The organism is Nocardiopsis eucommiae (assembly GCF_965344335.1).
Classification (GTDB): domain Bacteria; phylum Actinomycetota; class Actinomycetes; order Streptosporangiales; family Streptosporangiaceae; genus Nocardiopsis; species Nocardiopsis eucommiae.
This window is the reverse complement of record NZ_CBDRIY010000025.1, coordinates 1-12,768: the sequence shown is the minus strand read 5'-3', so window position 1 is coordinate 12,768 and position 12,768 is coordinate 1. Positions and strand designations below refer to the sequence as shown.

Below are 12,768 nucleotides of genomic sequence, written 5' to 3'. Positions count from 1 at the left end.
GATGCCCGTGACACCCGCTCCCACGTCCGCACCAGCGCCGGATGCCCAGTGGCACCTGGAGAACCTCCGGGGCCACGACGTCCAGGCCGACCCGAAGCCCTGGATCCAGGCCTACGAGACGGTCTACGCCGACTCCCTGCACCTGCCCGACCACCGGGAGCCCACCTTCGGCGAACGCCTGGCGTTCAGCGCCTCCCGCCCCGGCTTCCGTCTCACGGCCTGCCGTGTCGACGACGAACCGGCCGGATTCGCCTACGGGTACACGCTGCCCGTCACCACGGGCTGGTGGGACGGCTTCGAGCCCCGGCCCGGCGTCGACGCCGGAGAGACCACCCGGGAGCACCCCGGACGCACCCTCGCCCTGTGTGAGGTGCTGGTCCACGACCGCTTCCGCGGCCGGGGCGTGGCGCGCCGGGCCCTGACCCTGCTGATGGCGGGCCGCCGGGAGGAGCGGGCCACCGCACTGGTGGCCGAGGGCAACACCCGTGCCCTGGACCTCTTCCTCGCCAACGGCTGGCGGCACGTGGGCGAGGTCGCCCCGCACCCGGGCTGGCGCGGACACCACGCCCTGGTCCTGCCCCTGCCTTCCTGACCAGGCCCCCGGCCCACCCCCCGACCGACTCGGCCCGCGCCCTCCAGCAGGACGCGCGCCCCCGCACCGCGGCTCCTCCTCTGAACCGTCCGGCACGGCAGCACCCGGAACGGTCGCCGCACCTCCACCCGCCCCGAGCGTTCCGCACCCGGACCCACAGGAGCCCGACACCCATGCCCATCACACAGAGTGACTCGACTCTGACCATGAGCACCTCCGGTGACACCGAGACCGACCCGCCCGTCCCCCTCCTCGCCTCCCGGCTGGCCGGGGCACCCGGCGGACCCGCCACGGTCGCCGCCCTCGTGGGGAGGGCCACCGAGGCACTGACCACAGCCGCCGCCCTCCGCGGCGGCCCCCTGCCCGCACAGGGCCCCGCCGAGGTCGCCGAGCGGGTCCGCGCGGCACTGGGCCCCCTCCTCCCCGAACCCGACGCCTCCGCCGAGGCCGTCCTGGAACGACTCACCCACGCGCTGACCCTCGGCGCCGCCGACCCCGCCCACCCCCACTGCGCGGCCCATCTGCACTGTCCTCCCCTGGCCGTCGCGGTCGCCGCCGACACCGTCGCCTCGGTCCTCAACCAGTCCATGGACTCCTGGGACCAGGCGCCCGCGGCCACCGCGCTGGAGACCGAGGTGGTGGCCGAACTGGCCGGGCTGGTCGGCTACGACGGGGCCGGCGCGGGCGGCGTCGTCACCTCGGGCGGCACCGAGTCCAACCTGACCGCCCTGCTCCTCGCCCGCGACCACGCCCTGCCCGGAGCGGGCCGCCACGGACTGACCGGGGCCTCCGGCACGGCCCGGCCCCGCGTGCTGTGCGGGGAGGTGGCGCACTTCTCCGTTCAGCGCTCCGCCGCCCTCCTCGGGCTGGGCGAGGACGCCGTGGTCACCGTCGAGGTGGACGAGCGGCACCGCATGCGGCCCGAGGCGCTGCGCGCCGCCCTCGAACGCGTCCGTGCGGACGGCGACACGGCCGTGGCCGTGGTCGCCACCGCCGGTACCACCGACCTGGGCGGCGTCGACCCGCTCGACGCGGTCTCCCGCGTCTGCCGGGAGTCCGGCGTGTGGCTGCACGTGGACGCCGCCTACGGTGGCGGCGCCCTGTTCTCCCCGCGCCTGCGCACCCTGCTCACCGGGATCGAGAACGCCGACTCGGTCAGCCTGGACCTGCACAAGCTCGGCTGGCAGCCGGTGGCCGCAGGAATGCTCCTCACTCGCGAGCGCGCCCTGTTCGCTCCGCTGTCACGCTCGGTGGACTACCTCAACCCGACCGACGACGAGGAGGCGGGCTACCCCAGCCTGCTCGGCTACTCGCTGCGCACCACCCGCCGGGCGGACGTCCTCAAGATCGCCGTCACCCTGCGCGCCCTGGGCACCGCCGGGCTGGGCCGTCTGGTCGAGGCCTGCCACGACCTAGCGCTGGAGACCGCCGACCTGGTCACCGCCCATCCGGACCTCGAACTCCTGGCCACGCCCAGCCTCACCACGGTGGTCTTCCGCTACCGCGCCGGAGAGCACGCGGACTCCGTCAACGCGCGTCTGCGCCGCCGCCTGCTCGAACAGGGCCGCGCCGTGGTGGGCCGCACCGCCGTGCACGGACGGGTGTGGCTCAAGCTCACCCTGCTCAACCCCGACACGACCGCCGACGACACCGCCGCGCTGCTCGACGAGGTGGCCAGGGCGGGCACCGCCGAACGGACCGTCCCCGAGGAGACCCGTTGACCTTCCCGCACGACGACCCCCGCGTCCATGACCTCGTGGGGGTCGGGCTGGGCCCGTTCAACCTCGCCCTGGCCGCCCTCTCCGACGCGGTCCCCGGGCTCTCCGCGCGTTTCCTGGAGGCCCGCCCGGACTTCTCCTGGCACCCCGGGCTCCTGCTGGAGGGTGCCCGCCTCCAGGTGCCCTTCCTCGCTGACCTGGTGAGCATGGTGGACCCGACCAGCCGGTGGTCGTTCCTGTCCTACCTGCGTGAACACGACCGCCTCTTCCCCTTCTACTTCGCCGAGCACTTCCACGTGCCCCGGCGCGAGTACGACGACTACTGCCGGTGGGTGGCGCACAGTCTGGACTCCTGCCGCTTCGACGCCGAGGTCACCGCCGTGCGGGCGGAGGACGGCGTGTTCACCGTCGAGTACGCCCGAGCCGACGGTTCCCGGGAGGCCGTGCGGGGCCGCGCCCTGGTGATCGGGATCGGCACCGCTCCGGTGCTGCCCGAACCCCTGCGCGCACTGGAGGGCGACCGCGTCCTGCACGCCGCCGACTACCTCGACCACACGGCCGCGCTGGCCGGGGCGGACGACGTGACCGTGGTCGGCTCCGGCCAGTCGGGCGCCGAGGTCTTCCTCGACCTGCTGCGCTCCCCCGACCACCGCGACACCCGGGTGCGCTGGCTGACCCGCTCGCCCGCCTTCGCCCCCATGGAGTACTCCAAGCTCGGCCTGGAGCACTTCACCCCCGACTACACGGCCTACTTCCACGCCCTGCCGGAACCCGTGCGGGACCGCCTGGTGCCCGAGCAGTGGCAGCTGTACAAGGGCGTCAGCGCCGACACCATCGCGGAGATCCACGACGTGCTCTACGAGCGCGGCATCGGCGGCGGAGAGGTCGGCGCCTCCCTGGCCGCGCAGTGCGAGCTCGTCGACGCCCGCGCCGAGGGGAGTGGCTACGAACTGCGCTTCCGCCACCGTGAGCAGGGGCGCGCGTTCACGGTGCGCACCGACGCGGTGGTGGCCGCCTCCGGGTACGCCCAGCGCGCGCCCGACTTCCTCGCCCCGGTGGCCAAGTTCCTGCGCACGGACGCGCGCGGGCGGCACCTGATCGGTCCGGACCACCGTCTGGAGACCGACCCCGCGCTGTCCGCCCCCATCCACGTGCAGAACGCGGAGCTGCACACCCACGGCGTCGGCACCCCGGACCTGGGCCTGGGTGCCTGGCGGGCCGCCACCATCCTCAACAGCCTCACCGGACGCACCGTGTACCGGCTCCCCGAACGCACCGCCTACCAGACCTTCGGTGTTCCGGACGAGGAGCGCCCGTGACCAGCCCGCCCACCACACCGACCGACCACCGGACGGAAGGGAACCCCTTGCCCGAGACCGCACCCGCCACCACCGACCCCGCCACCACCGACGCCGAGAACTGGCGCCGGGCCGGGCGTCGCCTGCTCGCCCACATGGTCGGTGAGATGGCCTACGAGGAGATGGTCGTCCCCGAGGCCGCTGCCGACACGGCCCCCGGTGCCTCCCCCGCCTGGACCCTGGCCGTGGACGGCGGCGTCTCCTACGGCTTCACCGCGCGCCGGGGCGGGTTCGGCTCCTGGCACGTGGATCCCGACTCCCTCGTCCGCCGGACCCGCGAGGCCGAGGCGCCCGCCTGGGACCCCGCCCTGTTCGTGACCGACGCCCAGGCCACCGTGGGCCTGCCCGGTGACTCCCTGGCCGAGGTGGTCCGCGACCTCCTGGCCACCCACGCGGCCGACGCCCGGCTGGTCTCCTCCGCCCTCGGTGCCGCCGAGCTCGCGGACCTCCCGTACGAGGACCTGGAAGGACACCAGACCGGCCACCCCTGCATCTTCGTCAACAAGGGACGCCTGGGGTTCTCCGCCGACGACGCCGCCCGCTACACCCCCGAGGCCCGGGGCGCGTTCCACCTCGTGTGGATCGCGGTCCACCCCGACCTCGGGCGCTTCCAGTCCATGGCCGACACCGAACGGCACGGCCTGCTCACCCGCGAACTCGACGAGGACCAGCGGACGGAGTTCGCGGAGGCCGTGCGGGCGCGCGGCGGCGACCCCGACGCCTTCCTGTGGATGCCGGTCCACCCCTTCCAGTGGGACGAGGTGGTCGCCCCGCTGTTCGCCTCCGAGATCGCCCTCGGCACGGTGGTGCGCCTCGGCCCGAGCCGCGACCGCTACCGCCCCTTCCAGTCCATCCGCACCCTGATGAACCTGGACCGGCCCGACCGCCTCAACGTCAAGGTGCCCCTGATGATCCGCAACACCCTGGTGTGGCGCGGTCTCTCGGGGACCCAGACCGGGTGCGCCCCGCACACCAGCACCTGGTTGCGCTCGCTCGCCGAGCGTGACCCGTACCTCGCCGAGACCGGGGTGATCATGCTCGCGGAGCGCGCCTCGGCGACCGTCCCCCACCCCGTGTTCGACCAGATGCCGCAGGCCCCCTACCGCTTCCACGAACTCCTGGGCACGATCTGGCGCGAGCCGATCCACGGCCACCTCGCCCCCGGGGAGCGGGCCCGCACCATGGCGTGTCTGCTTCTGGAGGGCGCCGACGGGCGTGCGCTCGTGACCGAGCTGGTCGAGCGCTCGGGGTTGGCGCCGCAGGTGTGGCTGGAGCGGTTCCTGGGAGCGCTGTTCCCCCCGGTCCTGCACTACCTGCACCGCTACGGGGCCTCCTTCACCCCCCACGGCGAGAACGTCGTGCTGGTCTTCGACGGCGACGAGACCCCCGTCCGCGTCGCGCTGAAGGACTTCGGCTCCGACGTCGAGCTGCTCCCCTTCGACCTGCCCGAGTACGCCGAGATCCCCGACCACGTGCGCTCGGTGCTGCACCGGTGGAAGCCCGAGGAGCTGGCCCACTCGGTGTTGTCCGCGATCTGCGCGGGCCACCTGCGGTTCCTCGCCGACATCGTCGAACGCGAGCTGGGCGTACCCGGCGAGACGCTGTGGCGGCTCGCCCGCGAGCAGGTCCTGGCCTACCAGGAGCGCTTCCCCGAGCTGGCCGACCGCTTCGCGATGTTCGACCTCCTCGCGCCCAAGGTGGGCCGGGTCGCCCTGAACCGCGAGCAGCTGATGGGCGGCGGTTTCCACGAGCGCGCCGAACGCGACGCCGAGTTCGACGTCATGCACGGCCTGGTCGACAACCCCCTCGCGCAGCCGTGACCACCACCAGCCCGGAGAACCCGCCGATGACCACCCAGAACCCGACCCGCGCCCAGGTATCGGCCCCCTCCGGGGGCCCGGCCGCCGCCGACCCGGATCCGCTGCCGGTCCCCCCGGAACTCACCGCCGAGCACTGGGACCGCGCCAGCGACCACCTGGCCGCCAAGATGCTCGCGGAACTCTGCTTCGAGTACGCCCTGCGCCCCGAACCCGGCGGTCCGGGGATCTGGCGGGCCCCCGTGCACCCCGGCGCCGCCTACGTGTTCGAGGGACGGCGCACCACCATGGACGGCTGGCGGGTCCACCCCGGCACCGTCGAACGCGAGGCCGCCGACGGCACACGGACCGCAGCCGCGCCCTTCACGCTCCTGCGCGACCTCGGCGCGGCCGGGATCGTCTCACCGGACGTGGAGGCGTTCACCGTCGGAGAGCTCACCGCCACCCTGAGCGGGGACGCCCGCCTGGCCTCCTCCCGCACCTCCAGCGCCGCTCTGGCCGCGCTCCCCCACGCCGAACTGGAGGGGCACCAGACCGGCCACCCCTGGATCTTCGCCAACAAGGGCCGGGTCGGCTTCTCCGCCCGCGACCGCGCCCTGTTCCCGCCCGAGGCCCGGCGCCCCGCGCGGATGCCCTGGATCGCCGTGCACCGCTCCCTGGCCGAACACCACGGAGTCCCGGGCCTGGACCAGGAGACCCTGCGCGCCCGCGAACTGGGGCCCGAACTGACCTCCGCGTTCACCGCCCGGCTGGAGCGGACCCTGCGGGGCTCCGGCACCGAAGCGACGGAGTTCGTGTGGCTGCCAGTCCACCCCTGGCAGTGGGACGAGGTGGTCGTGCCGCTGTTCGCCGCCGAGATCTCCCACCGCCTCGTCGTGCCCCTGGGCGAGGCGGCCGACGACTACCTGCCGCAGCAGTCCATCCGCACCTTCACCAACCTCGACCGTCCCGACCGGCTCAACGTCAAGCTCTCGCTGGCCATCCTCAACACGATGGTCTACCGGGGCATCCCCACCGAGCTGTGCCGGGCGGCACCGGCCAGCACCGGGTGGGTGCACGCCCTGCGCGACCGCGACCCCTTCCTCTCCGAGCGCTGCCGGGTGGTCCTGCCCGGCGAGGTCGCGGCCGTGGCCGTGCGCCACCCCGTCCTGGAGGACATCCCCGACGCCCCCTACCGGCACCGCCAGCTGCTCGGCGCCCTGTGGCGCGAGCCGGTCACCGAACAGCTCGACCCCGGGGAGCGCGCCCGTACCCTGGCCGCGCTGCTGCACGTGGACGGCGAGGGGCGGGCCCTCGTCAGCGAACTCGTGGAACGCTCCGGTCTGAGTGCGGAGGAGTGGCTGCGCGCGCTGTTCGCGGCGCTGCTGCCGCCGATCCTGCACCTGCTGTACCGGTACGGGCTGGCCTTCAACCCGCACGGGGAGAACGCGATCGTGGTCCACGACGGGAACGACCGCCCGGTCCGGCTCGCCGTCAAGGACTTCGTGGACGACATGAAACTCCTCGACACCGACCTGCCCGAGTACGCGGACCTGCCCGAGGAGACGCTGGGCGTGCTCATGCGCTTCGACGCCCGCGAACTCACCTCCTCGGTCGCCAAGTCCCTGTTCGTCGGCCACTTCCGCTACCTCGCGCCGCTGGTCCAAGAGCACCTGGACGTGCCCGAGGCGCGGTTCTGGGACCTGGTGCGCGCGGAGGTCACGCGCTACCAGGAGGAGTTCCCCGAGCTGGCCGCGCGCTTCGCGGTGTTCGACCTGCTCGCCCCCGAGTACGAGCGCGTGTGCCTGAACCGGGAGCGCCTCCTGGGCGACGGCTACCACGACCGGGCCGAACGCGACGCGGAGTTCCACCTGGACGCGCCGCCCATCCCCAACCCGCTCCACCGGGCCCCCGCCACCAGTCCCGAGGAGGCCCGATGAACCGGATCGTGGGCGACGGACTGCCGCCGCTGACCGAGACGCTGCCGCCCTCCCCACCGCCGCCGCCCTTCCCGGTACCGCTCGAACGCCTGCGCGCCGACGTGGAGTCGGGGGCGATCACCGACGTGATCGTGGCCCTGCCCGACCTCCAGGGGCGGGTGCAGGGAAGCCGGATCAACCCCCGGGACTTCCTCTCACGGACGCTGGACCACGGCTTCGACGCCTGCCTGTACCTGCTCGCCACGGACGTCGAGATGGAGTCGCGCCCCGGCTACGCCGTCGACCCCTGGGACGGCGGGCTCGGGGACCTCTCCGTGCTGCCCGACCCCGGCACCCTGCGCTACCTGCCCTGGGACCCGGGCACCGCCCTGGTGCTCGGTGACGCCCGCGACGCCGGGGGTACCCCGGTGCCGGTGGCGCCCCGCCAGGTGCTGCGCACCCAGCTGGACCGGCTCACCGAACGCGGCTGGCGCGCCCTGGCCGGGACGGAGCTGGAGTTCCTGGTGTTCCGCGACTCCTACCAGGAGGCCTTCGAGGCCGACTACCGGGGCCTGACCACCGCGACCCGCTTCAACTCCGACTACGCGGTGCCCGAGGTCACCGAGATCGACCCGCTCATGCGGCGCATCCGCACCGCCATGGAGCGCACCGGCATGACCGTGGAGTCGGCCCGGGGCGAGTGCCACCCCGGCCAGTACGAGATCGTCTTCCGCTACGACGACGCCCTGCGCACCTGCGACAACCACGTCGTGTACAAGGCGGGGGCCAGGGCGCTGGCGGCGCAGGCCGGAGTCGCGCTGACCTTCATGGCCAAGTACGACGGCGGCGAGGGCAACTCCTGCCACGTGCACCTGTCGCTGCGCGACGAGACCGGCCACCCGGTCTTCGCCGACGACGGCGCGGGCCGGTACGGCATGTCCAAGCACATGGAGCACTTCGTCGCCGGGCAGCTGGCCTGCGCCCGGGACTTCGCCCTGCTCCACGCGCCCAACGTCAACTCGTACAAGCGCCTGTCACCGCAGGCCTACGCCCCGAACACCGTCACCTGGGGTCTGGACAACCGCACCTGCCCGGTACGGGTGATCGGGTCGGGCGAGTCCGCGCGGATCGAGTTCCGGGTGCCGGGCGGGGACGCCAACCCCCACCTGACCGTCGCGGGGATCATCGCGGCGGGCCTGTACGGCATCGACCAGGCGCTGCCCCTGCCCGAACCCACGGTGGGGGACGCCTCGGCCAGTGGTGCCGCCCGCCTGCCCGCCTCCCTGGAGGAGGCCGTCCGGGCCTGGGAGGACAGTGAGATCGCCCTGGCCTGCTTCGGCCCGGAGGTGGTGCGCAATCAGGCGGCGGCGGGCCGCGCCGAGCTCGCGGCCTTCTCCGCCACGGTCACCGACCTCGAACGCCGTCGCCACTTCGAGCGGGGGTAGGCCGTGAGCGCCCCGCCGGAACGGTCCGGCGGGGCCTCGACCCCCCTCGCGGGTCAGCGTGCCACGCGGTAGCGGAGGTAGACGATCCCCGCGCCGACGGTCCGCGACTCGACGAGACGCAGGTCCTGCCGACGCTCGCCCCGGGGAAAGAACGGGGTGCCACCGCCCACCAGCACCGGGTACACCCGGAGCCGGAACTCGTCGACCAGTCCCAGGTCGGCCACCTCGGCGGCCAGGGTCGCGCCGCCGACGGCGATGTCCCCCTCGCCGGGCTCGGCCCTCAGGCGCGCGATCACCTCCGCCGGACCATCGGACGCCAGGCGGGTGTTGCCCCGCACCTCGGACAGCGTGGAGGAGAACACCACCTTGGGGAGCGCCCGCCAGATCCGGGCGAACTCGACCGTCGAGTGGTCGTGTGCCGGGTTCTGGTCGACGGTCTCCCAGTAGGCCATCGTCTCGTAGAGCCGCCGCCCCAACAGGTAGACGCCGACGCGGCGCACCTCGTCGGTCGCGAGGGTGAAGACCTCCTCGTCCGGTACCGACCAGTCGAAGGAGCCGTCCGGCCCGACGACGTAGCCGTCCAGGGACACACCCATCGAATAGACCACGTCGCGCATCGCACGCCCTCCTCGGTAACGGTCCCGTCAGTATGGCCGCCGAACCCCCGGGAACCCGTCACGACGCGCGCCGTCCTCAGCACCGGCGCCACCGCGAGGGACCCGGGCGTGTCCCGGCCCCGTGGGCGACCGCCTCCCCGGGTCCTGGTGCATCCTCTGGGTAGGAACCTTGGCTGAAAGCGACACCAGGAAGCGGCCTGAGCCGGACCTGATGCTGGTCCGTACGGACGCGTTCCGGAAGCTGGAGCAGACGTGGTTCCCGCCCGAGGCGGTGGAGCTGGCGGTCGAGGTGGTCTCCAAGGAGTCGGAGGTACGGGACCGGGAACGCAAGCCCGAGCTCTACGCGCGGGCCGGTGTGCGCTTCTACTGGCGCGTCGAGCAGGACGGGAACGACGCGGTGGTCTACGAGTACGAGAAGGACCCGGCCAGCCCCTCCGGCGATTACGGCAGGCCGACCATCCACCGGAAGTCGCTCAGGACCTCCGTTCCGCTGAAGCTGGAGTGCGACCTGACCGACATTCTGGACCGCTGACCGGCGGACGAAGGGGGAGGCACGGTGCTCCGTGCCTCCCCCTTCGTGCGACGCTCCGCTAGGGCAGAGCGCCGAGCGCGTGGTCCACCGCGTCCTGGAGGCGGCGCCGCAACGCCGCGCTGCCCGCTCTGGTCGTGCGGACCTCCACCATGCGCGGACCCTCGCCGAGGAGCGCCTTGGGCAGGTCGGTGGCCCACTCGACCCGGGTGTAGGGCAGGTCCGCCACGGCCGCCACCCTCTCCATGGAGACGCCGTGCGGGGTGCCGAACACCCGCTCGAAGTCGGGGTGACCCGCCTGTTCCAGGCCCGAGAAGATGCCGCCGCCGTCGTTGTTGACCACGATGATCGCGAGGTCGGGTCGGGGCTCGCCCGGGCCGATGATCAGACCGTTCTGGTCGTGCAGCATCGCCAGGTCGCCGAGCAGGGCGAAGGCCTGGCCCCCGCCCTCCCGCTGGTGGGCCAGGGCCGCGCCGATCGCCGTGGACACCGTCCCGTCGATCCCGCTCACACCCCTGTTGCCGACCAGCCGCACGCCGCAGCGGGCACCCATCGTGGCGTCGAGGTCGCGGATGGGCATGCTCGCACCGGCGAAGAGCAGTGAGCCCTCGGAAAGCTGGGAGACGAGGTCACGTGCCAGGCGCGGCTCGGTCAGGGTCTCCTCCGCGTCCAGCAGCCCGTCGATGACCCCTCGGGCGACCGCCTCGGCGCGCTCCCACGAACGCGACCAGTCGGTGCGGCGCGGGTGCGCCCAGTCCAGACCGGCGGGCGGGGCCACCGCCGCGACCACGTCGGTGGCCGTGCGCACGGGGTCGGAGAAGTCGTTGGCCAGGCTCGCCGCCGGGTCGCCCAGGGCTCCGGCCGTGACCACCACGTGGCGGTCGGCACGGCGCAGGAACGCCAGCACCTGCCGGGACAGGTTGGGCCGCCCCACGCTCACGACCAGCTCGGGGGTGTGCTCCTCGGAGAACCCCGGGGAGGCCAGCAGCTGCCGGTAGGTGGAGGCCGCGCCCGCCCGGCGGGCGTTGGAGGTGGGTTCGGCCAGCAGGGGCCAGCCGGTCACCTCGGACAGGGCCAGGAAGGGGACGGGGTCGTAGTCGCCGTCCCCGCACACGATCACGCCGCGCTCGACGTCCGGCAGGACCAGCGGCGCGGGCTCGGTGAACGGGCCGGGACGCGAGATCCAGGGGCGGCCGTCCGGGCGGCCGTCCAGCGGCGCCGTCCAGGTCGGGGTGGCGGAGGGCTCGTCCGGGGTGAGCGGGTCGCGGAAGGCCACGTTGAGGTGGACCGGGCCGGGACGACCGCCGGTCGCCGACGCCCAGGCCCGACAGGTCAGGGAGCGCCAGTACGCCACCATGCCCGGGGCCGGGTCGGGCGTGCCGACCTCCGCGAACATCCGCACGGCGCCGCCGTACAGGCCGATCTGGTCGACGGTCTGGTTGGCGCCCGTTCCGCGCAGCTCCGGAGGCCGGTCCGCGGTGAGCACCAGCAGCGGGACCCCGCTCTCGTCCGCCTCCAGGACCGCGGGGTGGAGGTTGGCGGCCGCGGTGCCGGACGTGCACACCACCGCCACGGGGCGGCGCGAGGCACGGGCCAGGCCGAGGGCGAGGAATGAGGCCGAACGCTCGTCCACACGCACGTGGACCCGGATGCCGGAGTGGGCGACCAGGGCCAGCGCCAAGGGCGTCGAGCGCGATCCGGGAGCGACGACGGCCTCGACCATCCCGCAGCGGGCCAGTTCGTCGACGAGGACCCGAGCCAGGGCGGTAGACGGATTCATCAGAGTCTTTCGTTCGTCAAGGTATGTACCAGTATCCCCGTGCGGTGCGACCCGGTCGAACGGACCCGGTCCCCTCCAGTGAACCCCGTTCGGTTCCGAACGGCGAGGGATCCGGGCTGTGATCTCCTGCCCACGGGGGACGGTCGCACGTCACCCCGGGGCACCCGGCGCCGACCCCGTCCGTGGTCAGGACGAGTCGGAGGGGGTCCGCCCCGCCGCCTCGGCGGCCTCGGCCCGTGCGCGCCAGGCGCCCGGATCGGTCTCGACCGCCGCCAGCGCCGCCTCGTCCACCACGGCCGGACGGACCGGGAGGAACCCGTCCACGGGCAGCAGCGGGTCGGCGGTGACGTCGGCGTTCAGCATCTGCATGGTGGCCAGACCGCAGGCGTAGGGCAGCTCGGGCAGGCACGCGGCCAGGGCCACCCCCGCCGCCAGGCCCACCGACGTCTCCACGGCGCTGGAGACCACCACCGGAAGTCCACAGGCCTCTGCCACCCGCAGTGCGGCGCGGACGCCGCCCAGGGGCTGCACCTTGAGCACGACGATGTCCGCCGCCTCGGAGGCACGCACACGAAGCGGGTCCTCCGCGCGCCGGACGGACTCGTCGGCGGCCACCGGCACGTCCACCCGGCGGCGGACGGCGGCCAACTCGTCCAGGGAAGCGGAGGGCTGCTCCACGTACTCCAGGTCGAACCGGTCCAGCTCGCGCGTCATCCGCACGGCGGTGTCCACGTCCCAGGCCCCGTTGGCGTCCACCCGCACCCGGCCGGAGGGGCCGATCGCGGAGCGGACCGCCTCGACCCTGGCCACGTCCTCGCGCCAGTCCTGGCCCTTCTCCGCGACCTTGACCTTGGCGGTGGCGCAGCCGCCCGCCGCGACGATCGCGGCGGCGCGCCCGGGGTCCACGGCGGGCACGGTCACGTTGACGGGGACCCGGTCGCGCACGGGCTCCGGCCAGCCGTGGGGGGGGGGGGGGGGGGGGGGGGGGGGGGGGGGGGGGGGGGGGGGGGGGGG

Annotated in this window: 10 protein-coding genes; 7 read left to right on the top strand and 3 right to left on the bottom strand. The window is 73.9% G+C overall.

Going from position 1 to position 12,768, the window contains the following annotated elements; translation table 11 throughout:
* Position 1 precedes the first annotated feature (1 nt).
* The 6 genes from ACRWK8_RS16880 to ACRWK8_RS16855 all read left to right on the top strand — a co-directional run bounded on the left by ACRWK8_RS16880 (position 2) and on the right by ACRWK8_RS16855 (position 8,828).
* Positions 2-592 (top strand): GNAT family N-acetyltransferase, encoded by a 591-nt coding sequence (locus ACRWK8_RS16880; RefSeq protein ID WP_378736782.1) that lies wholly within the window; start codon positions 2-4, stop codon positions 590-592.
* Between the two features lie 173 nt (positions 593-765).
* Positions 766-2,313, top strand: coding sequence for a pyridoxal phosphate-dependent decarboxylase family protein (locus ACRWK8_RS16875; protein WP_431871415.1), 1,548 nt, complete (start codon positions 766-768; stop codon positions 2,311-2,313).
* Entirely contained in the window at positions 2,310-3,629 is a 1,320-nt protein-coding gene (locus ACRWK8_RS16870) for a lysine N(6)-hydroxylase/L-ornithine N(5)-oxygenase family protein (RefSeq protein WP_431871413.1), read from the top strand. The genes ACRWK8_RS16875 and ACRWK8_RS16870 overlap by 4 nt, the downstream gene beginning before the upstream one ends.
* A gap of 47 nt (positions 3,630-3,676) precedes the next feature.
* Entirely contained in the window at positions 3,677-5,488 is a 1,812-nt protein-coding gene (locus tag ACRWK8_RS16865; protein ID WP_431871411.1) for an IucA/IucC family protein, read from the top strand.
* Between the two features lie 26 nt (positions 5,489-5,514).
* Positions 5,515-7,404, top strand: coding sequence for an IucA/IucC family protein (locus ACRWK8_RS16860; protein WP_431871409.1), 1,890 nt, complete (start codon positions 5,515-5,517; stop codon positions 7,402-7,404).
* Entirely contained in the window at positions 7,401-8,828 is a 1,428-nt protein-coding gene (locus tag ACRWK8_RS16855) for a glutamine synthetase family protein (RefSeq protein ID WP_431871407.1), read from the top strand. Before ACRWK8_RS16860 ends, ACRWK8_RS16855 begins: the two co-directional genes overlap by 4 nt.
* A 53-nt stretch (positions 8,829-8,881) precedes the next feature.
* Here the strand turns inward: ACRWK8_RS16855 and ACRWK8_RS16850 are convergent, their stop codons facing one another.
* Positions 8,882-9,445: a dihydrofolate reductase family protein gene (locus ACRWK8_RS16850; protein ID WP_378736795.1), complete on the bottom strand. Its 564-nt coding sequence runs from the start codon at positions 9,443-9,445 to the stop codon at positions 8,882-8,884.
* A 169-nt stretch (positions 9,446-9,614) separates the two neighbouring features.
* On the opposite strand from ACRWK8_RS16850, the gene ACRWK8_RS16845 reads away from it, so the two are divergent.
* On the top strand, positions 9,615-9,977 hold the full coding sequence (locus tag ACRWK8_RS16845; protein WP_431871405.1) for a Uma2 family endonuclease: 363 nt from the start codon (positions 9,615-9,617) through the stop codon (positions 9,975-9,977).
* 58 nt (positions 9,978-10,035) lie between these two features.
* Here the strand turns inward: ACRWK8_RS16845 and menD are convergent, their stop codons facing one another.
* Positions 10,036-11,754, bottom strand: coding sequence for a 2-succinyl-5-enolpyruvyl-6-hydroxy-3-cyclohexene-1-carboxylic-acid synthase (menD, locus tag ACRWK8_RS16840; RefSeq protein WP_431871403.1), 1,719 nt, complete (start codon positions 11,752-11,754; stop codon positions 10,036-10,038).
* 186 nt (positions 11,755-11,940) lie between these two features.
* Positions 11,941-12,768, bottom strand: an 828-nt coding sequence (locus tag ACRWK8_RS16835; RefSeq protein ID WP_431871401.1) for an o-succinylbenzoate synthase, incomplete at its 5' end; no start/stop codon positions are given.

Coding starts and splice junctions, on each gene's coding strand:
- ACRWK8_RS16880 (WP_378736782.1), top strand. CDS start 2: ATGCCCGTGACACCCGCTCCCACGTCCGCACCAGCGCCGGATGCCCAG.
- ACRWK8_RS16875 (WP_431871415.1), top strand. CDS start 766: ATGCCCATCACACAGAGTGACTCGACTCTGACCATGAGCACCTCCGGT.
- ACRWK8_RS16860 (WP_431871409.1), top strand. CDS start 5,515: ATGACCACCCAGAACCCGACCCGCGCCCAGGTATCGGCCCCCTCCGGG.
- ACRWK8_RS16855 (WP_431871407.1), top strand. CDS start 7,401: ATGAACCGGATCGTGGGCGACGGACTGCCGCCGCTGACCGAGACGCTG.
- ACRWK8_RS16850 (WP_378736795.1), bottom strand. CDS start 9,445: ATGCGCGACGTGGTCTATTCGATGGGTGTGTCCCTGGACGGCTACGTC.
- menD (WP_431871403.1), bottom strand. CDS start 11,754: ATGAATCCGTCTACCGCCCTGGCTCGGGTCCTCGTCGACGAACTGGCC.